Annotated in this window: 20 protein-coding genes; 8 read left to right on the top strand and 12 right to left on the bottom strand. The window is 56.7% G+C overall.

What is annotated here, in order from left to right; genetic code table 11:
• Window positions 1-272 precede the first annotated feature (272 nt).
• From mnmE to rpmH, 5 genes are all read right to left on the bottom strand, one after another.
• A complete protein-coding gene (gene mnmE, locus ACI5GA_RS16190; RefSeq protein ID WP_421423395.1) occupies window positions 273-1,643 on the bottom strand; it encodes a tRNA uridine-5-carboxymethylaminomethyl(34) synthesis GTPase MnmE in 1,371 nt (456 codons plus the stop codon).
• 79 nt (window positions 1,644-1,722) lie between these two features.
• Window positions 1,723-3,399 carry a membrane protein insertase YidC gene (gene yidC / locus ACI5GA_RS16185; RefSeq protein WP_421423393.1) on the bottom strand — a complete coding sequence of 559 codons (1,677 nt, stop codon included), beginning with the start codon at window positions 3,397-3,399 and terminating at the stop codon, window positions 1,723-1,725.
• Window positions 3,400-3,401: 2 nt separating this feature from the next.
• Complete coding sequence (gene yidD / locus ACI5GA_RS16180) at window positions 3,402-3,647, bottom strand: membrane protein insertion efficiency factor YidD (protein WP_404639386.1); 246 nt, start codon at window positions 3,645-3,647, stop codon at window positions 3,402-3,404.
• On the bottom strand, window positions 3,640-4,041 hold the full coding sequence (rnpA, locus tag ACI5GA_RS16175; protein ID WP_404639388.1) for a ribonuclease P protein component: 402 nt from the start codon (window positions 4,039-4,041) through the stop codon (window positions 3,640-3,642). Before rnpA ends, yidD begins: the two co-directional genes overlap by 8 nt.
• A gap of 16 nt (window positions 4,042-4,057) precedes the next feature.
• Window positions 4,058-4,192, bottom strand: a complete 135-nt coding sequence (gene rpmH / locus ACI5GA_RS16170) for a 50S ribosomal protein L34 (protein WP_003290924.1) — start codon at window positions 4,190-4,192, stop codon at window positions 4,058-4,060.
• 587 nt (window positions 4,193-4,779) lie between these two features.
• Between rpmH and dnaA the strand changes: the two genes are divergently transcribed.
• Genes dnaA through gyrB form a run of 4 tightly spaced genes read left to right on the top strand, consistent with a single transcriptional unit; the run spans window position 4,780 to window position 10,994 of the window.
• The gene (dnaA, locus tag ACI5GA_RS16165; RefSeq protein WP_404639390.1) at window positions 4,780-6,315 is read left to right on the top strand and encodes a chromosomal replication initiator protein DnaA; all 1,536 of its coding nucleotides are present in this window, start codon (window positions 4,780-4,782) and stop codon (window positions 6,313-6,315) included.
• Window positions 6,316-6,350: 35 nt separating this feature from the next.
• Window positions 6,351-7,454: a DNA polymerase III subunit beta gene (dnaN, locus tag ACI5GA_RS16160; RefSeq protein WP_404639392.1), complete on the top strand. Its 1,104-nt coding sequence runs from the start codon at window positions 6,351-6,353 to the stop codon at window positions 7,452-7,454.
• 14 nt (window positions 7,455-7,468) lie between these two features.
• Complete coding sequence (gene recF / locus ACI5GA_RS16155; RefSeq protein WP_421423392.1) at window positions 7,469-8,572, top strand: DNA replication/repair protein RecF; 1,104 nt, start codon at window positions 7,469-7,471, stop codon at window positions 8,570-8,572.
• Window positions 8,573-8,576: 4 nt separating this feature from the next.
• On the top strand, window positions 8,577-10,994 hold the full coding sequence (gyrB, locus tag ACI5GA_RS16150; protein ID WP_421423391.1) for a DNA topoisomerase (ATP-hydrolyzing) subunit B: 2,418 nt from the start codon (window positions 8,577-8,579) through the stop codon (window positions 10,992-10,994).
• A gap of 61 nt (window positions 10,995-11,055) precedes the next feature.
• Here the strand turns inward: gyrB and ACI5GA_RS16145 are convergent, their stop codons facing one another.
• The gene (locus ACI5GA_RS16145) at window positions 11,056-12,204 is read right to left on the bottom strand and encodes an acyltransferase family protein (RefSeq protein WP_421423390.1); all 1,149 of its coding nucleotides are present in this window, start codon (window positions 12,202-12,204) and stop codon (window positions 11,056-11,058) included.
• A 26-nt stretch (window positions 12,205-12,230) separates the two neighbouring features.
• Window positions 12,231-13,346, bottom strand: coding sequence for an acyltransferase family protein (locus ACI5GA_RS16140; RefSeq protein ID WP_421423389.1), 1,116 nt, complete (start codon window positions 13,344-13,346; stop codon window positions 12,231-12,233).
• 272 nt (window positions 13,347-13,618) lie between these two features.
• Between ACI5GA_RS16140 and ACI5GA_RS16135 the strand changes: the two genes are divergently transcribed.
• Both ACI5GA_RS16135 and ACI5GA_RS16130 read left to right on the top strand, forming a co-directional pair.
• The gene (locus ACI5GA_RS16135) at window positions 13,619-16,261 is read left to right on the top strand and encodes an MGH1-like glycoside hydrolase domain-containing protein (RefSeq protein ID WP_421423388.1); all 2,643 of its coding nucleotides are present in this window, start codon (window positions 13,619-13,621) and stop codon (window positions 16,259-16,261) included.
• 45 nt (window positions 16,262-16,306) lie between these two features.
• Window positions 16,307-17,494, top strand: a complete 1,188-nt coding sequence (locus ACI5GA_RS16130; RefSeq protein ID WP_421423387.1) for an MFS transporter — start codon at window positions 16,307-16,309, stop codon at window positions 17,492-17,494.
• A 185-nt stretch (window positions 17,495-17,679) separates the two neighbouring features.
• Here ACI5GA_RS16130 and ACI5GA_RS16125 read toward each other — a convergent pair whose 3' ends face one another.
• The 4 genes from ACI5GA_RS16125 to glyQ are packed head-to-tail and all read right to left on the bottom strand — an operon-like array spanning window position 17,680 to window position 22,073.
• The gene (locus ACI5GA_RS16125; RefSeq protein ID WP_421423386.1) at window positions 17,680-18,450 is read right to left on the bottom strand and encodes a lysophospholipid acyltransferase family protein; all 771 of its coding nucleotides are present in this window, start codon (window positions 18,448-18,450) and stop codon (window positions 17,680-17,682) included.
• Window positions 18,451-18,506: 56 nt separating this feature from the next.
• Complete coding sequence (gmhB, locus tag ACI5GA_RS16120) at window positions 18,507-19,058, bottom strand: D-glycero-beta-D-manno-heptose 1,7-bisphosphate 7-phosphatase (protein ID WP_421423385.1); 552 nt, start codon at window positions 19,056-19,058, stop codon at window positions 18,507-18,509.
• Between the two features lie 16 nt (window positions 19,059-19,074).
• Entirely contained in the window at window positions 19,075-21,129 is a 2,055-nt protein-coding gene (glyS, locus tag ACI5GA_RS16115) for a glycine--tRNA ligase subunit beta (protein WP_404639408.1), read from the bottom strand.
• A complete protein-coding gene (gene glyQ, locus ACI5GA_RS16110; protein WP_166593916.1) occupies window positions 21,126-22,073 on the bottom strand; it encodes a glycine--tRNA ligase subunit alpha in 948 nt (315 codons plus the stop codon). Before glyQ ends, glyS begins: the two co-directional genes overlap by 4 nt.
• Before the next feature lie 82 nt (window positions 22,074-22,155).
• Here glyQ and ACI5GA_RS16105 point away from each other — a divergent pair, with 82 nt between their 5' ends.
• Window positions 22,156-22,710, top strand: coding sequence for a DNA-3-methyladenine glycosylase I (locus tag ACI5GA_RS16105; RefSeq protein WP_421423384.1), 555 nt, complete (start codon window positions 22,156-22,158; stop codon window positions 22,708-22,710).
• A 159-nt stretch (window positions 22,711-22,869) separates the two neighbouring features.
• Window positions 22,870-23,757, top strand: coding sequence for a lysophospholipid acyltransferase (locus ACI5GA_RS16100; RefSeq protein ID WP_421423383.1), 888 nt, complete (start codon window positions 22,870-22,872; stop codon window positions 23,755-23,757).
• Between the two features lie 188 nt (window positions 23,758-23,945).
• Here the strand turns inward: ACI5GA_RS16100 and ACI5GA_RS16095 are convergent, their stop codons facing one another.
• Window positions 23,946-24,236 (bottom strand): tetratricopeptide repeat protein, encoded by a 291-nt coding sequence (locus ACI5GA_RS16095; protein WP_404639593.1) that lies wholly within the window; start codon window positions 24,234-24,236, stop codon window positions 23,946-23,948.
• Between the last annotated feature and the right edge of the window lie 12 nt (window positions 24,237-24,248).

The raw sequence follows: 24,248 nt of genomic DNA, 5'->3' as shown, positions 1-24,248 counted from the left end.
AGGTGCGAATGAGCCCCTTGGATAAGCGCCTTGAGCCTGTGGGTAAAAATGATGGTTATCCACATGGCAGGTTTTCCTCAACCAGCATGGCCACTTATCTACCGAGCTGAATACGAGTTATGCACAGGTCTTATTTGGGAAGAGATGGACCGTAGAAAGGCCATTCCGGGGCGAGCGAATACGCCCGCCACGCTTTACGGGACTGGAAAAAGGAGGGAACGGGTGAGAAAGGCGACAGGCGGTCGTGTTGACCGCCTGAGCCAAGGGGGGAGTTATTTGCCGATGCAGAAGCTGGAGAAAATGCGACCGAGCAGGTCATCTGAACTGAACGCGCCTGTAATCTCTCCGAGGAATTGCTGGGCCAGGCGCAAATCCTCTGCCAATAGCTCACCCGCTCCCGCCAAGGTCAACTGAGAACGACCGTGTTCCAGCGAGGCGTTTGCCTTATGCAGTGACTCAAGGTGACGCCGACGCGCGCTGAAGCTGCTTTCGGCAGTCTGCTGATAACCCATGCAGGCTTTCAGGTGCTCACGTAGCAACTCAAGGCCTTCTCCACCCGCTTTCGCGCTAAGGCTGATCGTGACATAGCCATCGGCGCTTCGATCAAGTGTAATCGCGTCGCCGCTCAGGTCGGCTTTGTTACGGATCAGCGTGACGTTTGCAGGGTCTGGTCGCTGCTCAAGGAATTCCGGCCAGAGTGCAAAAGGGTCTACGGCTTCAGGAGCCGTTGCGTCGACCACCAACAGAATACGATCAGCATCGTTGATCGCCTTCAACGCGCGCTCGACGCCGATGCGTTCTACCTGATCTTCTGTGTCACGAAGACCTGCTGTGTCGACGATGTGAAGCGGCATTCCGTCGACGTGGATATGTTCGCGGAGAATATCTCGCGTGGTACCCGCGATGTCGGTGACGATGGCAGCCTCTCGGCCTGCCAGAGCGTTAAGCAAACTCGATTTACCCGCATTTGGTCGCCCGGCGATCACCACAGTCATCCCATCGCGCAACAGGGCGCCTTGATTGGCTTCCCGCAATACTGTGGATAACTGATCTCGCACCTCGTCCAGCATGTTGAGTACATGGCCATCGGCAAGGAAGTCGATTTCTTCTTCAGGGAAGTCGATAGCGGCCTCAACGTAGATACGCAGGCTGATCAGTTTCTCAGTGAGGCTGTGAACGCGCTGAGAGAATGCGCCTTGCAGCGAGCGCAGGGCGTTCCGGGCCGCCTGTGCAGAACTCGCCTCGATCAAGTCGGCAATGGCCTCCGCTTGCGCCAGATCGAGTTTGTCGTTGAGGAACGCACGCTCGCTGAACTCACCTGGCCTTGCGAGACGACTGCCGAGTTGTACACACCGCTGCAAGAGCATGTCCAGTACGACAGGGCCGCCATGGCCTTGCAGTTCGAGCACGTCTTCACCCGTGAACGAACTAGGCCCTGGAAAATACAGCGCAATTCCTTCGTCGATAATCTGTGCGTCAGCGTCCTGAAAAGGACCGTAATGGGCGTGGCGGGGCTGCAAATGCTTACCGGTGATGGCTTCAGCCACCTTGCCTGCCAATGGGCCGGACACGCGTACGATACCCACTCCACCCCGACCTTGAGCTGTGGCGATAGCGGCGATGGTTTCACGAGGGACGTTCATGTCCGCCTCCTGAATAAACTGACGGATAGCAAAACGCTCCACGAGGGGGCGTTTCGGGATTACTTATTCACAGGGTAGATCACGCTGTTGCTTTCTTGGCTTTGGCCTCGATGCTACGTGTGATGTACCACTGTTGAGCGATGGACAGGGTGTTGTTCACAACCCAGTACAGCACCAGACCTGCCGGGAACCACAGGAAGAAGAAGGTGAAGATGATTGGCATCAGCTTCATGACCTTGGCCTGCATCGGATCTGGCGGAGCCGGGTTCAAACGCTGCTGGATGAACATGGTCGCGCCCATGATGATCGGCAGGATGAAGAACGGGTCCTTGATCGAAAGGTCGGTTATCCACAGCAGCCAAGGCGCTTGGCGCATTTCAACGCTTTCCAGCAGCACCCAGTAAAGCGAGAGGAATACCGGCATTTGCACGAGAATTGGCAAGCAGCCACCCAGCGGGTTGATCTTCTCTTTCTTGTACAGCTCCATCATGGACTGCGAGAGCTTCTGACGGTCATCGCCATGCTGCTCTTTCAGTGCGGCCAGGCGTGGAGCAACGGCGCGCATACGCGCCATCGACTTGTAGCTGGCAGCGGACAGAGGGAAGAAAAGCCCTTTGATCAGCATGGTCAGGAAGATGATCGACCAGCCCCAGTTACCCACGATGCTGTGAATATGTTGCAGCAGCCAGAAGATTGGCTGAGCGATGAACCACAGAATGCCGTAGTCGACAGTCAATTCCAGGCCTGGGGACAACTCTTTCAGAACGGCCTGGCTCTTCGGACCTGCGTACAGCGTCGCGGTCGTCTCGGCTTTGGCGCCTGGCGCAATGGTCAGCGCAGGACCGGTGAAGCCGATGATGTAGTTACCCACACTGTCTTTACGAGTGGTGACGGTATTGCTGTCAGCCTTGCTCGGGATCCATGCAGTCACAAAATAATGTTGCAGCCAGGCAACCCAGCCACCTTGAACGGTATCTTTGAGCGAGCCTTTGTCGATGTCCTTCATGGAAACCTTTTTGTAAGGCTCCGAAGGTGTCCACATGGCGGCACCCAGATAGGTCGCGGTGCCGGTAGCCGTGGTCGACGATGGATCAGCGCTGGCGTCCCGTTTCAACTGGGCGAACAGGTTGCCGTTCCAGGCTTGAGTGCTCTGGTTGTCGATCAGGTAGGTCACGGTCAGATCATACAGACCGCGCTTGAACGTGAAACGCTTGATGTAGTTAACGCCTGCATCGCTGTACTTCAGGTCTACGACCAGATCGTTCTGACCATCCGCCAGTTGATAACTTTTCTGCGCAGTTGCGTATACAGGGCGACCACCGGCACGGGCATCCGGACCGTTGATGCCGGTCAGGCCGCTTTGTGCGAGAAAAATACGCTCGCCGCCGTTGTCGAACAGCTGAAATGGAATCTCTGGATGGTCCTGACGACGCGGATACAGAGGCAGGCGCAGTTGCACCACATCACCGCCCACCGGGTCGATTTCCAGGTTCAATACGTCAGTTTTGACCTGAATCAGATCTTTGCTGGCGGCTACCGGCGTTTCGGCAGGCGCAGTCACTTCGCCCGTTGCACTTGGTACGTCCGCATTGGCGGAAGTGCCAAGTGCCGTATCGGGAAGCGCGGCGGTATTGGTGCTGGAGGCAACATTCTGAGTCGGCAAGGCAGCCTGACCATAGTCCTGGTTCCATTTCAGGACACCGACATAGGTCACGATTGCCAGGGCGACGATCAGGATTGTGCGTTTGATATCCATGATTACTCGGCCATCGAAGAGGAACGGGAGTTGGGAGCTGTTGGAACCGGGTCGAAACCACCGGGGTTCCACGGATGACAGCGACCTAAGCGACGCAAGGTCAGCCAGCCGCCGCGTACCAGGCCATAGGTTTCAATGGCTTCGTACGCATAGCAGGAGCAACTGGGGTAGAAACGACAATGACTGGCCATCAAAGGACTAATGGCGTAGCGGTAAAACTGGATCGGAACGAGCGCCAGTTTACGCATCAGGACTGTCTACCCCCGCAGTTTCGGTTGTTGCTTCCGAGGTCGGTCGGCTGCGCGCCAGACGTTTCCAGAGCTTGCCGAAATGCTGAATCAATTCGGGGTTTTCAATATCACCCAAGCCTTTGCGTGCAACGACCACGATATCCACGCCTGCCAGTTTGTCCTGGTGGAGACGAAAGGATTCGCGCATCAGACGCTTCAGCCGATTGCGTTCAACGGAGAGCTTGACGCTCTTTTTCCCGATCACCAACCCCAGTCGGGCGTGATCGAGATCGTTGTCGCGTACAAGGAGCAGGAGATTTTTCCCCGGAACCTTGCCGGTTGGGGAGTCAAAGACTGCCTTGAAGTGCCGGGGTGTCAGCAGACGTTTTTCCCGACTGAAGTCTCGACTCACCACCTTTGCCGACTGATCAAACTGTCAGACGCTTACGGCCTTTGGCGCGACGACGCGACAGAACCTGACGGCCGTTTTTGGTAGCCATGCGAGCACGGAAACCGTGGGTGCGGGCGCGCTTGATGGTGCTCGGTTGGAAAGTACGTTTCATGGTGTGTTACCTGGTTCGTCCACAACGGGCCGGAATGACCCCGTTTTAAGAGAGCGGGGATTCTAGAGAAAGCAAGCTCGCAGGTCAATTTCCAACCAACGTTTCCTGCGTGTCTCTTTTATATGGGCGTTTTCGCATTTTTCCTTTCTGACCAATGTGGGGTGTGGATCAAAAATAGAAATAGAGAAGGAAAGTATTAAAAGCTGTTCTGTAAAGCTTATAAGAGCTAGTAAGGCATCGATCTGTGGATAACTGATGATAGGCCTTGTTTTTCAAGGTATACAGAGAATCATAACCCTGTCAGAAAACCGTGCCGGGGCTGTGCTGGAGCTGCGGAAAGGCTGTGAATGGAAACTCTTTTTATCCACAGGCTGGTTATCCACACATTTTCGACCTGAGTTATGCAGAGACGTCATTTGGGCTTATCCACAGAGCTTATGCACACACCACCGGTCGGCTTTTCTCTCTATAAGGTCTTGATTTTGAGACGCCCGTTAGCGACCTACGTGTGGATAAGTCCAGCGCGGGTGGGTACAATGGCCGCTTGTTTTTTTGCCTCACCGGCTTTCGATACTTAGGGGATCTCCGTGTCAGTGGAACTTTGGCAGCAGTGCGTGGAGCTTTTGCGCGATGAGCTGCCTGCCCAGCAATTCAACACCTGGATCCGTCCGCTACAGGTCGAAGCTGAAGGCGACGAGTTGCGTGTATACGCGCCCAACCGATTCGTGCTCGACTGGGTAAACGAAAAGTATTTGGGTCGCCTGCTCGAACTGCTGGGCGAGCACAGCCAAGGTGCTACCCCTGCTCTTTCCTTATTAATAGGAAGCAAACGTAGCTCTGCACCTCGCGCAGCGCCCACGGCACCATTGGCTGCCGCTGCCGTGGCCGCCTCACAAGCTGCTCAGAACATCGCTCAAACCATTGGCGTAGCTGCGGCTTCGAGTGAACCTGCTCAAGCGCCTGCTCCTGTCGAACAGGTTTCTCTGGATGTAGATGGCGAACCTTCGCGGGCGAGTTTCGATTCGATGTCGGCGGCAAGCGTTCAATCGACACCTGCCAAAACCGAACAACGTAGCGTTCAGGTAGAAGGTGCGCTGAAACACACCAGCTATTTGAATCGCACGTTTACCTTTGAGAATTTCGTCGAAGGTAAGTCCAACCAATTGGCTCGCGCTGCGGCGTGGCAGGTAGCAGACAACCCCAAGCACGGTTACAACCCGCTCTTCCTTTACGGTGGCGTAGGTTTGGGTAAAACGCACTTGATGCACGCTGTGGGTAACCATCTGCTCAAAAAGAATCCGAATGCGAAGGTGGTGTACCTGCATTCGGAGCGTTTCGTGGCCGACATGGTCAAGGCGCTTCAGTTGAACGCGATCAATGAATTCAAGCGCTTCTACCGCTCGGTTGACGCGTTGCTTATCGATGACATCCAGTTTTTCGCCCGCAAGGAGCGCTCGCAGGAAGAATTTTTCCACACCTTCAACGCCCTGCTCGAAGGCGGCCAGCAGGTCATTCTGACCAGTGACCGCTATCCGAAAGAGATCGAGGGGCTTGAAGAACGTCTGAAGTCCAGGTTTGGCTGGGGTCTTACGGTGGCTGTCGAGCCGCCGGAGCTGGAAACTCGCGTGGCCATTCTCATGAAGAAGGCCGACCAGGCAAAGGTCGAACTTCCTCACGATGCCGCGTTCTTTATTGCCCAGCGCATTCGTTCCAACGTGCGTGAGCTGGAGGGTGCGCTCAAGCGCGTCATCGCTCACTCGCACTTCATGGGGCGTGACATCACCATCGAGCTGATTCGCGAATCGCTAAAAGACCTGCTGGCGTTGCAGGACAAACTGGTGAGTGTGGATAACATTCAGCGCACGGTTGCTGAATATTACAAGATCAAGATCTCCGACCTTTTGTCTAAACGTCGCTCAAGATCGGTTGCCCGGCCGCGCCAGGTGGCCATGGCGTTGTCCAAAGAGTTGACCAACCACAGCTTGCCGGAAATCGGCGATGTGTTTGGTGGGCGCGACCATACCACCGTGCTGCACGCTTGCCGCAAGATCAATGAACTTAAAGAATCCGACGCGGATATCCGCGAGGACTACAAGAACCTGCTGCGGACTTTGACAACGTGATGCCGTCGCAGCTTATCAAGGCAAGGGACTAGACCATGCATTTCACCATTCAACGCGAAGCCCTGTTGAAACCCCTGCAACTGGTCGCCGGCGTTGTCGAACGCCGCCAGACCTTGCCGGTTCTGTCGAACGTGCTGTTGGTCGTCGAAGGCCAGCAATTGTCGTTGACCGGTACCGATCTGGAAGTCGAACTGGTTGGACGCGTGCAACTGGAAGAGTCTGCAGAGCCGGGCGAAATCACCGTTCCTGCGCGCAAACTGATGGACATCTGCAAGAGTCTGCCCAACGACGCGCTGATCGATATCAAGGTTGACGAGCAAAAACTGGTCGTGAAGGCGGGCCGTAGCCGCTTCACATTGTCGACGCTGCCTGCCAATGATTTCCCGACTGTCGAAGAAGGCCCGGGATCGCTGACGTTTAATCTGGTGCAGAGCAAGCTGCGTCGACTGATTGAGCGCACCAGCTTTGCAATGGCGCAGCAGGACGTTCGTTATTACCTCAACGGCATGCTGATCGAAGTGCAATCGGGTGTCCTGCGTGCTGTTGCGACTGACGGCCACCGCTTGGCGATGTGCTCGATGGCTGCTGAAATCGAACAAGCTGATCGGCATCAAGTCATTGTGCCGCGCAAGGGTATCCTCGAATTGGCGCGTTTGCTTACGGAGCAAGATGGTTTGGTGAGCATCGTACTCGGCCAGCATCATATCCGTGCGACCACAGGTGAGTTTACCTTCACCTCCAAACTGGTCGATGGCAAATTCCCCGATTACGAGCGCGTTCTTCCGAAGGGCGGCGACAAACTGGTGGTCGGCGATCGCCAGGCGTTGCGCGAAGCGTTCAGTCGTACCGCGATTCTGTCGAACGAAAAATACCGGGGTATTCGTCTTCAACTGGCCAGCGGTCAGTTGAAGATTCAAGCGAACAACCCTGAGCAGGAAGAAGCGGAAGAAGAGATCAGCGTCGACTACAGTGGCGGTTCGTTGGAGATCGGCTTCAACGTCAGCTACCTGCTTGATGTTTTGGGGGTGATGACCACTGAACAGGTCCGTCTGATCCTGTCCGATTCCAACAGCAGCGCGCTGGTTCAGGAGTCCGGTAACGACGATTCGGCTTATGTTGTCATGCCGATGCGTCTGTAACCAGCGGGCATTCGATGTCTCTCAGTCGCATCTCGGTCACCGGGGTGCGCAATCTGCACCCGGTGACCTTCTCCCCCTCTCCTCGCATCAATATCCTTTATGGCGCCAATGGCAGTGGCAAGACGAGTGTCCTTGAAGCCATCCATTTATTGGGCCTCGCCCGTTCATTTCGCAGCACTCGACTCCAACCTGTCATTCAGTATGAACAGCCCGCTTGCACGGTTTTCGGTCAGGTGGAGCTCACGGAAGGAGGGCACAGCAATCTCGGTATTTCGCGAGACCGCCAAGGCGAGTTTCAGATTCGCATCGACGGCCAGAATGCCAAGAGTGCTGCGCAACTTGCGGAAACTTTGCCCCTGCAACTGATCAATCCGGACAGTTTCAGGCTTTTAGAGGGCGCTCCCAAAATCAGGAGGCAGTTTCTGGATTGGGGAGTGTTCCACGTGGAACCTCGATTCATGGCCACTTGGCAGCGCTTGCAGAAGGCCCTGAGGCAGCGGAACTCGTGGCTGCGGCATGGTACACTTGACGCCGCTTCGCAGGCTGCCTGGGACCGGGAATTGTGCTCGGCCAGTGATGAAATTGATGAATATCGCAGGGCCTATATTAAAGCGCTTAAGCCCGTATTCGAACATACGTTGAGCGAGCTTGTTCAGCTTGAAGGATTGACCTTGAGTTACTTCCGCGGGTGGGACAAGGAAAAAGATCTGAGCGCTGTGCTCGCCTCTTCTCTTAATCGCGATCAACAGATAGGCCATACCCAGGCCGGTCCTCAGCGTGCTGACTTGCGACTTCGGCTCGGCGGCCATAACGCTGCCGATATTCTGTCCAGAGGACAACAGAAATTGGTTGTCTGCGCGTTGCGCATTGCCCAAGGACATTTGGTCAACCAGGCCCGCCGCGGCCAATGTATTTACCTCGTCGACGATTTGCCATCAGAGCTAGACGAGCATCATCGCAGCGCATTGTGTCGCTTGCTTGAAGAATTACGCTGCCAGGTTTTTATCACCTGTGTAGATCATGAATTGTTGAGGGAAGGCTGGCAGACGGAAACGCCAGTCGCTTTGTTCCACGTGGAACACGGCGGTATCACCCAGACCCACGACCATCGGGAGTGAATGCATGAGCGAAAATCAAACGTACGACTCGTCCAGCATCAAGGTGCTGAAAGGACTTGATGCCGTACGCAAGCGTCCCGGTATGTACATCGGCGATACAGACGATGGCAGCGGCCTTCACCACATGGTGTTCGAGGTGGTGGACAACTCGATCGACGAAGCCCTTGCCGGCTATTGCGATGACATCACTGTGATCATCCATCCAGACGAATCCATCACCGTGCGCGACAACGGTCGTGGCATTCCGGTTGACGTGCATAAAGAGGAAGGTGTCTCGGCGGCAGAAGTTATCATGACCGTCCTGCACGCAGGCGGTAAATTCGATGATAACTCTTACAAAGTCTCTGGCGGTCTGCACGGCGTGGGTGTATCCGTCGTTAACGCCTTGTCTGAAGAGTTGAATCTGACTGTTCGCCGCAGCGGCAAGGTATGGGAACAGACCTACGTTCACGGTGTGCCTAAAGAGCCGATGAAGATCGTCGGTGAAAGCGACACAACGGGCACCGAGATCCACTTCAAGCCGTCTGCAGAAACCTTCAAGAACATCCATTTCAGCTGGGACATTCTCGCCAAGCGGATTCGTGAACTGTCGTTCCTCAACTCTGGCGTGGGCATTGTCCTCAAGGACGAGCGCAGCGGTAAGGAAGAGCTGTTCAAGTACGAAGGTGGTCTGCGTGCGTTCGTTGAATACCTGAACACCAACAAGACAGCGGTGAACCAGGTTTTCCACTTCAGCGTCCAGCGTGACGATGGTGTTGGTGTAGAAATCGCATTGCAGTGGAACGACAGCTTCAACGAAAACCTGCTGTGCTTCACCAACAACATTCCTCAGCGCGACGGCGGTACTCACCTCGTGGGCTTCCGTTCGGCGCTGACGCGTAACCTCAACAACTATATCGAGCAGGAAGGCCTGGCTAAAAAGCACAAGGTCGCCACCACCGGTGACGACGCTCGCGAAGGCCTGACCGCCATTATCTCGGTGAAAGTTCCCGATCCGAAGTTCAGCTCGCAGACCAAAGACAAGCTGGTTTCGTCCGAAGTGAAAACCGCGGTCGAGCAAGAGATGGGTAAATACTTCTCTGACTTCCTGCTGGAAAACCCGAACGAAGCCAAGGCGGTTGTCGGCAAGATGATCGATGCGGCACGTGCTCGTGAAGCTGCACGTAAAGCCCGTGAGATGACTCGCCGTAAAGGTGCTCTGGATATCGCGGGTCTGCCGGGCAAGCTCGCGGATTGCCAGGAAAAAGATCCGGCGCTGTCCGAACTGTATCTGGTCGAGGGTGACTCCGCAGGCGGTTCCGCCAAGCAAGGTCGCAATCGGAAGACTCAGGCCATTCTGCCGCTCAAGGGCAAAATCCTGAACGTCGAGAAAGCCCGCTTCGACAAGATGATCTCCTCGCAGGAAGTCGGCACCTTGATCACCGCACTCGGCTGCGGCATCGGCCGCGAAGAGTACAACATCGACAAGTTGCGCTATCACAACATCATCATCATGACCGATGCTGACGTCGACGGTTCGCACATCCGTACCCTGCTGCTGACCTTCTTCTTCCGTCAGTTGCCGGAGCTGGTCGAGCGTGGCTACATCTATATTGCTCAGCCGCCCCTCTACAAAGTGAAGAAAGGCAAGCAAGAGCAGTACATCAAAGACGACGACGCCATGGAAGAGTACATGACGCAGTCGGCTCTGGAAGATGCAAGCCTGCACCTTAACGAGTCGGCCCCAGGTATTTCCGGCCCTGCGCTGGAAAAACTGGTCAACGATTTCCGTACCGTGATGAAGACGCTTAAACGTCTGTCGCGTATCTATCCGGAAGATCTGACTGAACACCTGGTGTACCTGCCGGCTGTCGCGATGGAACAGTTGTCCAACCACACCGCTATGCAGGGGTGGTTGAGCAAGTTCGATGCGCGCCTGCGTGCAGCCGAGAAGTCCGGGATTGTCTACAAGACCAGCCTGCGCGAAGACAAGGAGCGCAATGTCTGGTTGCCAGAAGTCGAAATGATCTCCCACGGTCTGTCCAGTTACGTCACGTTTAACCGCGATTTCTTCGCCAGCAACGACTACAAGACTGTCACCGCCTTGGGCGTGCAGATCGGATCGCTGCTTGAAGAGGGCGCTTATGTTCAACGTGGCGAGCGCAAGAAGACCGTCACCGAGTTCAAGGAAGCGCTCAACTGGCTGATGACTGAAAGCACCAAGCGTCACACCATTCAGCGATACAAAGGTCTGGGCGAGATGAACCCGGATCAGCTGTGGGAAACCACCATGGACCCAACAGTCCGCCGTATGTTGAAAGTCACCGTGGAAGACGCAATCGCTGCCGATCAGATCTTCAACACGCTGATGGGCGATGCTGTTGAACCTCGCCGCGACTTCATTGAAGCCAACGCACTGGCGGTGTCGAACCTGGACTTCTAAGGTTCCTTCACTGCAAACCAAAACCCCGGTCGATTTGTATCGACCGGGGTTTTTTCATGTTTCAGCCAGGACTTTTGGCAGAGCCAAGCGGTGATGTCCCCTGCCCTCTCGCCGCCCAACGCTTGCCCCACTGAATCCCTTTCTGTTCGATGAAGCGGTGGCTCAATGATGAAAGCCCCACGATCACGATCAGCAAAAACACCAACAGCAGGTTGTTGAGTAGCGCGCTGTTGAAAGACAGCAGAGGTCCAGGTCCTGTCTCTGGATAGATCACGAACCCATGCCCAATGATCTTCCCGACGAACAACATCGTGAGCGTGAACGCGAACAGGATCATCGCGTGGGTCATGTAGATCGAGTAGGACAGTGTGCCCAGTCGCTCGAATGGGCGCGCCTTGAGCATGTCTGAAAGTCGGCCTGCTTCGAACGAGAAGATCATGATGACTATGCAGAACAGCAGCATCAGAAGGATCTGCTTATGCGCGATATCCATCACCATCACAACGCCTACCAACAGTAGGCCGATCGCTTCCAACAGTGTGAACAGTTCACGGCTGGCGCTCAGTCCTTGAATGCGCTGATAGAGCGTGTAAGTGAGCACACCGGCAAAAAAGCAGGAAAGTCCTTCCAGAGCGGGCTCCATCATCGGCGCGAGTTGCAGTAACAGCAACAACGTCGCGACGAGCGAAATGCCGAGGAACAGCTTCTGCGACAGTCTCGGAATAAACAGCAGGATGGCAGCGAAGATCATGTAGAGGTAGTACTCGACACTGATGCTCCACGCGGGGTAGTTGAATGACTGGGCGTTGAAACCCGGCCACCAGGATTGCAGCAGGAACAGGTTGGGAAGGATTTCCTGCGGTGCGCGTTGGCCGGTGAAGCTACCTTGGTTGAACGCTACGCCTGCGTGTTCTGCGCCCCACTTCATGACTTCCAGGCCGATGGCCAATAGCAGAACGAAGACATGCAAGGGGTAGAGCCGAAACGTGCGGGTGATGAAGAACTGCCGGAATTGTCCTGATGAGGTAAGACGCTGGCCGTAAGTGTGGAACATCACGAAACCGCTGAGCACGAAGAAAAAGCTCACCAGATAGTGCGCATTGCGGAAGAACGCCCACTCGCCGAAGCTCTGCAAAATATGGACGTGATAGATCGCAACGCTGAGGGCGCAAAGGCCTCGGAAGCTGTCCAGTACGAGGAATCGTTTCATCGGCACCTTCCCTGTTTGAGCCTGCATTACGCGGCGCCCTTCCCGGTGCCCGGCCAGTACGCCTTCAAACCCTCCACTCGTGCCGCAAGCTGTGCCGCGAAGATGTGTCGTCTGGACATCGCAGGCTTTTCAATGAAGTGCCAAGAGAGCATCGCCGCGATCAACACGACGGGAAATGCGAGGAGCATCATCATGACCGGGCTGATTCCCGAGATCTGATGGGCGAGTATTTCCTGCACCGGGAACGCGTAGATATAGACCCCGTAGGAGTAGTCGCCGAGTTGGTTGTAGCGGTCGATCCAAGGGTGAGTGGCGAAGCCCAGATAGAAAATCAGGTAGGTCCAGGCAAGCACGAAGCTCTCGAAGAAAAACGGTTTCTGATAGGACCAGGCTGCCAGTGCCGCCAATGGTAAGAACCAGACGAACCGGTGTTGGATGTGTTGGCGGTAGCGGTAAAACGACATGCCCAATACGAATGGCAGGCTCCAATTGAAGAAAAACTGCATCCGGTGGAAATCGGCTAGCAACGTGGTGTTCGCCATCAGCAGTTTGAAGACGATATAAATCGCGGCGTAGATCACCAGAAACCCGGCGAAGCGCAAACCACGCTCGTAGAACGCAAACGCCCCTAGCCCTCCGACCAGCACATACAGCGTGACCTCGTAAAACAATGTCCACAGCGAGCCATTGATCCCCGGCCATGGGTTATTTTCGAATACACCGGGTAGCTGGAATTTCATGCTGAACAGCATCAGGTTGTTGCTGAGGTAACTGTAAGTCGCGCCCGCGCGGAAATAATCCAGCATGCCGAGTGTCGTAAAGATCGGGCCGACTACAAATACGCTCAGCAGCAGAACGAGTGTCAGTCCGGGATAGATGCGCAGAAAACGTGCCGAGAAAAAATCGAGATTGCTGGGCGCCCGGTCGCGGCTCAAGGAGATGAAAAAGCCGGAGACACAAAAAAACGTGACCACGGCCAGTTCGCCGAGCGTGAGGCCGATCCAGTTGGACAGCGGTTCCACCGCGCTGCTGCCCAATGCCAGGGGATAACTGTGGGAGATCAGCACGGCGGTGGCAGCGAGCATTCTGATCAGGTTGAAGTTATTGTTTCGTCTGGACGCCAGATCACCCAATGTAGTCATACCGCCTCCGCCCGCGCGCTGGGCAACCACGTTTCGATCCATTCACCGCTGTGATGCTTCGCGTCTTCGAGGGACGCGTAATACCGAGGGGGAGCCGGAATTGTGTTTCGACGTTGAAACGATACACCGCCGACAATAGTCGTCTAATTGCCATCCCTAATGGGGCGGTGAATAAGTCCATTGCCAATAATTTGACCAAAGACGTCGAGCGATAGATTTAACGGAACGAACGTCGGTTTCAGCCATTCGAATCGTCATTAATGGAAGCGACCATGCCTGCCGAACCTGCCCATCCGACACTGCAGCACACCACCGAAGGATTGCGTCTGGAGGGACACGACGCGGCGAGCTGGCGTGAATGGGGGCCTTACGTCAGTGATCGACAATGGGGAACTGTGCGCGAGGACTACAGCGCCGATGGCAATGCCTGGGATTATTTCCCACACGATCACGCCCGCAGTCGTACCTATCGTTGGGGCGAGGACGGTTTGGCCGGGTTCTCCGACAAGGCCCAACATTGGTGTCTGGGGCTGGCGTTATGGAACGAGCGTGACCCGATCATTAAAGAGCGCCTGTTCGGGCTGAACAACGCCGAGGGTAACCATGGCGAAGACGTGAAAGAGTTGTACTTTCACGTGGACGGTGTACCGAGTCATGCCTACATGCGCATGCTCTACAAATACCCTCATGCAGCGTTCCCCTACGATGATCTGGTCGAAGAAAACGCACGCCGAGGGCTGGAAGATCCTGAATACGAAGTGCTCGACACGGGCGTTTTCAATGACAACCATTACTTCGATGTGAGCATCGAGTACGCCAAGCACACCGCTGACGACATCTTGATGCGGGTCACGGTCGTCAATCGCTCTGACCGCTCGGCCCGTTTGCATGTACTGCCACAACTCTGGGCGCGGGATGTCTGGAGCTGGGTGCCAGGTGCCGAGCGCCCTTCCCTCACCCTTGAGGATAACCGCATTGCCGCCGTCCACCCGTTGCAACCTGAAAAGGTAGCCACAGCATGGGGACTGGACGAGTGTGAATGGCTGTTCTGTGAAAACCGCACGAATGCGCCCAAGTTGTTTGGTCGGCCGGAGCCTGGGCCGTTCAAGGATGGGATCAATGAATGGCTGGTGGGTGGTGGGCAAGATGCAATCCGCCGTGACGCGGGCACCAAGGTCGCGGCGCATTTTTTGGTCGTATTGGACGGCGGGGCGTCAACATCGGTGTACCTGCGCTTTGCGCCTGCCAATTCCGGGCACGTGAATGCGCGCGCTCTGTTCGAACAACGCCGATATGAAGCGGATGAATACTACGCGGTATTGCAGCAGAACCTGATGGACCCGGATGCGCGCAATGTTCAACGTCAGGCGCTGGCGGGCTTGCTGTGGTCCAAGCAGCTTTACGACTTCGACGTCAAAGCCTGGCTGGAGGGCGATCCAGGTCTCCCTCCCCTGCCTCCCGAGCGAGCCCACATCCGCAACGACCAGTGGCGACACTTGTGTAACTTCGACATCGTCTCAATGCCGGACAAATGGGAATACCCCTGGTACGCCTCCTGGGACCTCGCGTTTCAGGCCGTGGCCTTCGCACTGATCGATATCGACTTCGCGAAAGATCAGTTGCTGTTGCTGGTCAAAGATCGCTTCATGCATCCCAACGGTCAGCTTCCAGCCTACGAGTGGCGTTTTGATGATGCGAATCCGCCCGTTCATGCGTGGGCTTCATGGCGTGTGTATCAGATGGAAAAGGCGCAGAAAGGCCAGGGCGATGTGGTCTTTCTTGAAAGGGTTTTCCATAAGCTGCTGCTGAATTTTTCCTGGTGGGTGAATCGCAAGGACGCTGAAGGCCACAACATTTTCCAGGGAGGCTTTCTCGGGCTGGACAACATTGGCTTGTTCGACCGCTCGGCCGCCCTCGCCCCCGGTTATCAGCTCGATCAGGCCGACGGCACAGCATGGGTGGCGGGCTATGCACTGGATCTGATGCGTATCGCGTTGGAGTTGGCGCAGCACAACGAAGTCTACGTCGATATCGCCGTGAAGTTTTTCGAGCATTTTTTGTACATCGCAGGCGCCATCAACGAGGTCGATAAAGAAGAAGTCGAAGGCTTGTGGAATGACGAGGATGGTTTTTTCTACGACGTACTGCATCGTCCTGATGGTCAGCGTGAGTCGGTCAAGTTGCGCTCGTTCGTGGGGCTGATTCCGCTCTTCGCGGTGCGAGTGCTGGAACAGCGTGAACATGAAGGTCTCAAGGGATTGCGTGAAAGGCTGCTGGGGTTTTTGCACCATCGGCCGGATCTGGCCGCCCTGATCTCGCGCTGGACTGAACCGGGTAAAGGAAATCGCCTGTTGCTGGCGCTGTTGCGGGGGCAGCGGACCAAAGACTTGATCAAGCGCATGCTCGATGAAAGTGAATTTCTGTCCCCTCACGGGGTGCGTTCGCTGTCTCGGTTGTATGGCGAAAATCCCTTCAGCATGCAGGTCAACGGCAATACGCTGTCGGCGGATTACGAACCGGCGGAATCCAGCTCTCGGCTGTTCGGTGGGAATTCAAACTGGCGAGGTCCGGTCTGGATGCCGCTGAACTACATGCTGATCGAATCGTTGCGTGAGTTTCATCGCTATTACGGCGAAAATTTTTCCGTCGAATACCCCAGTGGCTCAGGGTATCTGGCGTCGCTTGAAGAAGTAGCTGACGGAATAAGCCAACGCTTAAACAGACTTTTCCTGCGCGATGACGAGGGCAACCGGCCCTCCATGGCGGGTTATCCACAGCTTGAAATAGACCCTCAGAGCCGGGATCTGGTGTTGTTCCACGAATACTTCCACGGTGAAAACGGTCGTGGTTTGGGGGCTTCACATCAGACGGGGTGGAGTGCATTGGTGGCCCTGTTGCTTCAGCCAAAAGGATAAACTGCGCGGCTGACTCACACGACGGGCCAAGGAGTTGTATCCCGGATGTCGTTTCGCAAATACCAGAAAGTACTGTCGATACCCCGGGTGCTACCCGCCACGTTGTTCATGTTTGTGGCGGGCATTCCGCTGACTGTCATGACCCTCACTCTGAGCCTGCATGTGCTCAATGAGATGGGACGAAGTTATTTCGATGCCGGGTTGGTGGGAACTGCCACTGCGCTAGGCTTCGCTGTCGGATCCCCGCTGTTGGGCCGCATGATCGATCGCCATGGTCTTCGTCCAGTGGTCGCCGTCAGTGGCGTGTTATCCACCCTCGCCTGGCTACTGCTGCCGGTGTTGACCTATCCGTTCTTTGTCCTGTTTGCGTTTCTCGCGGGCGCTTCCACCGTTCCAACCGGATCGCTCGCGCGGCAATTCGTGGCGAGCCTCGTGCCGCTCGACCAACGGCGCCCGGCCTACACGCTCAACATGATGCTGACCGAGCTTTCGTTCGTGATCAGTCCGGCAGTGGCAATCCTGTTGATAACCACCTATTCGGCGTCGGCCATTTTGATTGGTATCGGCGTGTGGCGGGCGCTGTCCTACATTGCGCTCTACATCCTGAATTGGCCTACACGCAGTTCCGAAGAACTCACTAGAGATCCCGATCCTGTACGACCCGGCATCAGGTCATGGATGACGCCTCAACTGATGAGTGTGTTTCTGGTCGCGGCCGGCGCGTTGTTCATGGTGTTTGGAACAGAGCTGGCGCTGATTGCTGTGCTGCGTACCAACGGAGAAGTCGCGTTCACCGGTTACGTGATCGCTGCAATGGCGCTGGCGTCGATCTGCGGCGGCTTCATTCACGGTGCCGTTCACAGATCCTGGTCACAGCTACGGCTGGCGTTGACCATGAGCCTGCTGTTGATGCCGGTGGTCTTTTTCGACGGCGTTTGGTGGTGGTTGATGTTGGCGCTGTTGCCGAACAACTTGCTGTGTACGCCAACATTGGCATCAGGTTCAGAAGCAGTCGCCAAGCTCGCGCCCGCCAATGTGCGAGGCGAAGTAATGGGGTTGCATGACTCGGCCAATCGGCTGGGTCAGACGCTGTCTACGCCGCTTGTAGGGCTTGCGATAGACCACCTCTCCCCGGCAATGGGATTCGTGGCAGCAGCCACCGGTGGATTGGTACTGGTGGGCATGGCAGCACTTTGCAATCTGTGGATATTCTCCAAGAAACCCATGGCGTAGAAACAAAAATCGGCCTTGGCCGGGGAGGCTCAAGACCGATATTTTCAACCGTGAAAAAGCGCTGTCAGAAAAAACTTATGCACGTTTTTGGTTCGATAATCGCAGTCAGAAATAAGTAATTAAATTAATGACTTAGCGATGGTTCTCAGAAATCTCACACATTTGGTGCACAGGTTATCCACAATTCACGCGGTTGATTTTTCAGGGGTTGGCGCTGGTACGGCAGGCGAGCCTAACGCTTTCTGGGTTTCCTCGTTCCAGGCAGCGACCCGATCATTTAGCGCGGCGATGGCACGGGGGCCAGTGCCCTCGGCGTACATCGGCTCACCAATCACCACTTCGATCGTGCCAGGTTTCTTGCCCCAGCCTTCTTTCGGCCAGTATTTACCTGCGTTGTGAGCAACCGGCAACACGGGCAATTCAGCGTTCACCGCCATCGCTGCACCGCTGCGCGAGAATTTTCCGATCTGGCCGTAAGGCACACGCGTCCCTTCCGGGAAGATCAGCACCCAAACGCCATCCTTGAGTAACTCGTCACCTTTCTTGGCTACGACTTTCAGCGCCGCCTTCGGGTTGTTACGGTCGATGGCGATGGGGCGCAGCATCGCCATCGCCCAACCAAAGAACGGCACGTAAAGCAGCTCGCGTTTGAGCACCTGGCTCAGCGGCTGGAAGTGCGCCGACAGGAAGAAGGTTTCCCACGTGCTCTGGTGGTTGGAGACGATCACGCAGGGCGTCTTGGGGACGTTTTCCTGGCCCGTAACCTTGACCTGAATGTTCAGGAACACCTTGGTCAGCCAGACCGCGCAGCGACACCAATAGACGTTGATGAAGCGATAACGCACAGGGAATGGCAGGAAAGGCGCGACGAAGAAACTCAGTGAGCACCACAGCAAGGCGCTGGTGCCCAGCAGCAGGTAAAAGATGAAGATCCTGATGGCCTGCACTATCGACATAGCTGCTTTTACCATTACGGGCATTGCCCGGATTGAGCGTGCCGTCGAACGACCGGTCAGCCGTTCGACGAAGCGCTGTTGTGAATAAGTTCTGCGGCAACCGCCGCCAGATCGTCAAACACCAACGTTCCAGCGGGTATCGGATTGCTCCGCGTCTTGTGACCTTTGCCCGTCATGACCAGAACAGGTTGAGAGTCGACGGCCACCGCCGCCTCCAGGTCACCCTTGCTGTCGCCCACAAACCAGATTCCGCTCAAATCAACGGAATAATGGCTGGCAATGGTGCGCAACATGCCAGGTTTGGGTTTGCGGCAATCGCACCCCGCATCCGGGCCATGAGGACAGTAAACGATCAACCCGACCTCTCCGCCCTGTTCCGCTACCAATTCACGCAGACGAGCGTGCATGGCGTCGAGGGTGGCGAGGTCGTAATAACCGCGAGCGATACCGGACTGGTTGGTAGCCACTGCCACCGTCCAGCCCGCTTTGCTCAGTTGCGCGATGGCCTCGATCGAGCCGGGGATCGGAATCCATTCCTGCACCGACTTGATGTACGCGTCGGAGTCTTCGTTGATCACTCCGTCCCGATCGAGAATCAGCAGCTTCAAATCATGCGCTCCAGCGTCAGCCCAACAGGGAAATGTCGGCAACGCCGAGGAACAGATTGCGCAGACGTGCCAGCAACGCATAACGGTTGGCGCGCACGCTGGCGTCTTCGGCGTTGACCATCACGGCCTCGAAGAAGGCGTCCACCGGTTCACGCAGTGCTGCCAGACGGGCCAGCGCTTCGGTGTACTGACGGTCTGCGGACATCGGTGCCACCGCGTGGTCAGCCTGCTGAATCGCCGAGTACAGCGAGAACTCGTTGGCGTTGTCGAAATACTTCGGCTCCACGGTCTGGGCAATGCTGCCCTCGGCCTTGCTCAGCAGGTTCGACACGCGCTTGTTCACGGCGGCCAGTGCAGCGGCCTCCGGCAATTTGCGGAAGGCCTGAACCGCTTGGACGCGTTGGTCGAAGTCCAGCGCCGAACCCGGTTGCAGCGCACGCACCGACAGGTAAACCGACACGTCGACGCCTTCGTCTTCATAACGTGCACGCAGGCGGTCGAAGATGAACTCCAGCACTTGATCGGCCAGACCGGCTGGCTTGACCTTGGCGCCGAACTGAGTGACCGCGAATTGCACGGTCTTGATCAGGTCCAGGTCCAGCTTCTTCTCGATCAGAATCCGTAGGATGCCCAGCGCAGCGCGACGCAGTGCGTAGGGGTCTTTGCTGCCGGTTGGCAGCATACCGATGCCGAAGATCCCGACCAGGGTGTCGAGCTTGTCAGCGATGGCGACTGCCGCACCGGTCAGGGTGCTTGGCAGTTCGGCGCCCGCACCACGTGGCATGTACTGCTCGTTCAGTGCCAGTGCAACGTCTTCCGGCTCGCCATCGGCCAGCGCGTAGTAGTAACCCGCCACGCCCTGCATTTCAGGGAATTCGCCGACCATCTCGGTGGCCAGGTCGCACTTGGACAAAATGCCCGCACGGCCTGCGCGCTGAGCATCGCCGCCAATACGCGGCGCGATGAACGCGGCCAGCTTGGAAACGCGCTCGGCTTTGTCGAACACGGTGCCCAGCTGCGCCTGGAACACGACGTTCTGCAGGCGTTGGTTGAAGGTTTCCAGGCTTTGCTTCTTGTCTTGCTTGAAGAAGAACTCGGCGTCGGTCAGACGTGGGCGAACGACTTTCTCGTTACCGAGAACAATCTGCGACGGGTCCTTGCTCTCGACGTTGGCGACCGTGATAAAGCGCGGCAGCAGCTTGCCGTCAGCATCCAGCAGGCAGAAATACTTCTGGTTGTCCTGCATGGTGGTGATCAGGGCTTCCTGAGGCACTTCCAGAAAGCGCTCTTCGAACGAGCACACCAGTGGAACGGGCCATTCGACCAGCGCGGTCACTTCGTCGAGCAACGCAGGCGGTACGATGGCGGTGCCCTCGTGGCGGGTTGCCAGTTCGTCGACACGTTTGCTGATCAGTGCACGGCGCTCGTTGAAGTCGGCCAGTACCTTGGCCGCGCGCAGATCGCTGGCGTAGTTGGCTGGCGAGGTGATACGCACGTTTTCCGGGTGATGGAAACGGTGGCCACGGGATTCACGGCCAGCGGTCTGGGCGAGGATGGTGCAGTCGATCACCTGATCGCCGAACAGCATCACCAGCCACTGGGTCGGACGCACGAACTCTTCCTTGCGAGCACCCCAGCGCATGCGCTTCGGGATAGGCAGGTCGTTGAGCGAATCCTCGATGATGGTCGGCAGCAGGCTGGCCGTCGGCTTACCGGCGATATTCTGGCTGTAACGCAGCTTCGGGCCGCTCTGATCGATTTCGCTCAGGTCGACGCCACATTTCTTGGCGAAGCCCAGTGCGGCTTGCGTCGGGTTGCCGTCGGCGTCGAACGCGGCCTGACGTGGCGGACCGTCCAGATTGACGCTGCGGTCTGGCTGTTGAGTGGCCAATTGGGTAATCAGTACGGCCAGACGACGCGGTGCGGCGTAAACCTGCTTGGCGCTGTAGGTCAGACCAGCGGTCTGCAGGCCTTTTTCGATACCGGCCAGAAAGGCGTCAGCCAGGGTGTTCAGGGCCTTGGGTGGCAGTTCTTCGGTGCCCAGTTCAACCAGGAAATCTTGAGCACTCATTGTGCAGCCTCCAGCTTAGCCAACACTTCATCGCGAATATCAGGGGCGGCCATCGGGAAGCCGAGCTTGGCCCGGGCCATCAGGTACGCCTGGGCCACGGAGCGGGCCAGGGTGCGTACGCGCAGAATGTATTGCTGACGCGCAGTCACGGAAATCGCGCGACGGGCATCCAGCAGGTTGAAGGTGTGCGAAGCCTTGAGGACCATTTCGTAGCTCGGCAATGGCAGTTCGGCTTCGATCAGGCGCATCGCTTCACTTTCGTAGAAGTCGAACAGCTCGAACAGTTTGTCGACATTGGCGTGTTCGAAGTTGTAGGTCGATTGCTCCACTTCGTTCTGGTGGAACACATCGCCGTAGGTCACTTTACCGAACGGGCCGTCGGTCCAGACCAGGTCGTACACGGAATCGACGCCTTGCAGGTACATCGCCAGACGCTCAAGGCCATAGGTGATTTCGCCGGTCACCGGGTAGCACTCGATGCCGCCCACTTGCTGGAAGTAGGTGAACTGCGAGACTTCCATGCCGTTCAGCCAGATTTCCCAGCCCAGGCCCCAGGCGCCCAGGGTTGGCGACTCCCAGTTGTCTTCGACGAAGCGCACGTCGTGAACCAGCGGGTCCAGACCAACGTGTTTCAGCGAACCCAGGTACAGTTCCTGGAAGTTGTCCGGGTTCGGTTTCAGTACCACCTGGAACTGGTAGTAGTGCTGCAGGCGGTTAGGGTTCTCGCCGTAACGGCCATCGGTAGGACGACGGCTCGGTTGTACGTAGGCTGCGTTCCAGGTCTCCGGGCCGACGGCGCGCAGAAACGTGGCGGTGTGGAAAGTACCGGCGCCCACTTCCATATCGTAGGGCTGAAGTACCACACAACCTTGCTCGGCCCAGTATTGCTGGAGGGCGAGGATCAAGTCTTGGAAGGTACGCACGGCTGGCGTAGGCTGGCTCACGAAATTCACCTGTACTGGGGGGCTGCGATTTAAAGAGCGGGAGTATACCCGATTCGGCAGCGCCTCCACCCTTGGGGGGCCTATGCCACGCTGCTTTTGGTGCAACGAAGATCCACTTTATATGGACTACCACGATCAAGAGTGGGGTGTGCCGCTGCGCGACGCGCAGATGCTCTTCGAGTTTCTGTTGCTTGAAGGGTTCCAGGCGGGCCTGTCGTGGATCACGATTTTGAAGAAACGCGCCCGCTACCGTGAAGTGATGTTCAATTTTGACGTCCGACGCTTGGCCGCCATGACCGATGCCGAGATCGAAGAACTGATGCAGGAGCCGGGCATCGTTCGCAATCGCCTGAAGCTCAACGCCGCTCGTAAGAACGCTCAGGCGTGGTTGCGGCTGGAGGACCCAGTGGCATTCGTCTGGTCTTTCGTGGGCGGCAAGCCCAAGGTCAATCATTTCAAGGACCGCAGCGAAGTTCCGGCCATCACCCCTGAAGCCGAGGCGATGAGCAAGGCCCTGAAGAAAGCCGGTTTCACCTTTGTCGGCCCGACCATTTGTTATGCCTACATGCAGGCGACCGGGATGGTGATGGACCACACCACCGATTGTGATCGGTATGTGCAGTTGGTGAGTGCGTGAGATGAACCCCTGTGGGAGCCGGCTTGCTGGCGAAAGTGGTGTGTCAGTCGCCTGATGTGTAGCTGATGCAGTGCATTCGCCAGCAAGCCGGTTCCCACAGGTCCGCGTTGACGGTCAGGAGTGGTTACAATGCCCGCCTCATCGATTCAGGAGTGATCTGTGGATAAGTTCAAAGGCGCCATGATGGTCGGGGCGTTGCGGTTGTTTGCCCTGCTTCCCTGGCGCGCCGTGCAGTGGGTCGGCACCGGCATTGGCTGGCTGATGTGGAAACTGCCCAACCGTTCCCGTGAAGTGGCGCGCATCAACCTTTCCAAATGCTTTCCCGACCTGAACCCCGCTGAGCTTGAAGCCTTGGTCGGCCGCAGTTTGATGGACATCGGCAAGACGCTGACCGAAAGCGCCTGCGCCTGGATCTGGCCTGCGCAAAAATCGATCAATCTGGTACGCGAAGTCGAAGGTTTACACATCCTCAAGGACGCGCTGGCTTCCGGTAAAGGCGTGGTGGGTATCACCAGCCATCTGGGCAATTGGGAGGTGTTGAACCACTTTTATTGCAGCCAGTGCAAACCGATCATTTTCTACCGGCCGCCCAAGCTCAAGGCTGTGGATGAATTGCTGCGCAAGCAGCGCGTTCAACTGGGTAATCGCGTGGCGGCATCGACCAAGGAAGGCATTCTCAGCGTCATCAAGGAAGTGCGCAAAGGCGGTTCGGTAGGCATTCCGGCGGACCCGGAGCCAGCTGAGTCTGCCGGTATTTTTGTTCCGTTCTGCGGCACCATGGCCCTGACCAGTAAATTCGTGCCGAACATGCTGGCCGGTGGCAAAGCCGTGGGCGTGTTCCTGCACGCGATGCGTCTGGAGGACGGCTCGGGCTACAAAGTAGTGCTGGAAGCGGCACCGGAAGAAATGTACAGCACCGACACCGAAGTCTCGGCGGCGGCGATGAGTAAAGTGGTGGAGAAGTATGTGCGGGCGTATCCGAGCCAGTACATGTGGACCATGAAGCGCTTCAAGAAGCGGCCTGAGGGCGAGAAGCGCTGGTATTGATTTTGAAGGCGTCGCCGGTTTTTGTGGGAGCCGCCTTGGTGGCGAAAGCGGTGCATACTGATTGTTCCCATGCTCCGCGTGGGAACACCTCCTGTGACGCTCCGCGTCACATGGGCGCCGAGCGCCCGAACCGCGTGCCCACGCGGAGCGTGGGTACGATCAATTTTTCAATGTCGGAATTGGCGGTGCTAGGCCCTTCGATCCAGCTTCTTGAGAAACACCGTCATTTCTTTCTCGGCCTGTTTGTCGCCATGAACGACTGCCGACTGAATGCCCTGTTCCCACGCCTGGCGTGCTTGTGCGGTATCTCCCGCCGCCAGCCACGCTTTACCTAACAACTTCCACGCCGCCGAATACTTGGGATCGAACTCAACGCAGCGCTGCAAATGCTCGACCGCCTTACCGTGATCCCCGGCATCCAGATAGCCCTTTCCCAAACCAAAGCGCAGCAAGGCGTTGTCCATGCCCTTAGCAAGCATCTTTTCCAGTGA

This window comes from Pseudomonas sp. Pseu.R1 (assembly GCF_045764065.1).
Classification (GTDB): domain Bacteria; phylum Pseudomonadota; class Gammaproteobacteria; order Pseudomonadales; family Pseudomonadaceae; genus Aquipseudomonas.
Note: the sequence above shows the minus strand (reverse complement) of the source record. Positions and strands in the feature narration are given on the sequence as shown.

Excerpts from the sequence above, each read along its gene's own strand:
- mnmE (WP_421423395.1), bottom strand. The coding sequence starts at position 1,643 with ATGAACGTCCCTCGTGAAACCATCGCCGCTATCGCCACAGCTCAAGGT.
- yidC (WP_421423393.1), bottom strand. The coding sequence starts at position 3,399 with ATGGATATCAAACGCACAATCCTGATCGTCGCCCTGGCAATCGTGACC.
- yidD (WP_404639386.1), bottom strand. The coding sequence starts at position 3,647 with ATGCGTAAACTGGCGCTCGTTCCGATCCAGTTTTACCGCTACGCCATT.
- rpmH (WP_003290924.1), bottom strand. The coding sequence starts at position 4,192 with ATGAAACGTACTTTCCAACCGAGCACCATCAAGCGCGCCCGCACCCAC.
- dnaN (WP_404639392.1), top strand. The coding sequence starts at position 6,351 with ATGCATTTCACCATTCAACGCGAAGCCCTGTTGAAACCCCTGCAACTG.
- recF (WP_421423392.1), top strand. The coding sequence starts at position 7,469 with ATGTCTCTCAGTCGCATCTCGGTCACCGGGGTGCGCAATCTGCACCCG.
- gyrB (WP_421423391.1), top strand. The coding sequence starts at position 8,577 with ATGAGCGAAAATCAAACGTACGACTCGTCCAGCATCAAGGTGCTGAAA.
- ACI5GA_RS16145 (WP_421423390.1), bottom strand. The coding sequence starts at position 12,204 with ATGAAACGATTCCTCGTACTGGACAGCTTCCGAGGCCTTTGCGCCCTC.
- ACI5GA_RS16140 (WP_421423389.1), bottom strand. The coding sequence starts at position 13,346 with ATGACTACATTGGGTGATCTGGCGTCCAGACGAAACAATAACTTCAAC.
- ACI5GA_RS16135 (WP_421423388.1), top strand. The coding sequence starts at position 13,619 with ATGCCTGCCGAACCTGCCCATCCGACACTGCAGCACACCACCGAAGGA.
- ACI5GA_RS16130 (WP_421423387.1), top strand. The coding sequence starts at position 16,307 with ATGTCGTTTCGCAAATACCAGAAAGTACTGTCGATACCCCGGGTGCTA.
- ACI5GA_RS16125 (WP_421423386.1), bottom strand. The coding sequence starts at position 18,450 with ATGTCGATAGTGCAGGCCATCAGGATCTTCATCTTTTACCTGCTGCTG.
- glyS (WP_404639408.1), bottom strand. The coding sequence starts at position 21,129 with ATGAGTGCTCAAGATTTCCTGGTTGAACTGGGCACCGAAGAACTGCCA.
- ACI5GA_RS16105 (WP_421423384.1), top strand. The coding sequence starts at position 22,156 with ATGCCACGCTGCTTTTGGTGCAACGAAGATCCACTTTATATGGACTAC.
- ACI5GA_RS16095 (WP_404639593.1), bottom strand. The coding sequence starts at position 24,236 with ATGCTTGCTAAGGGCATGGACAACGCCTTGCTGCGCTTTGGTTTGGGA.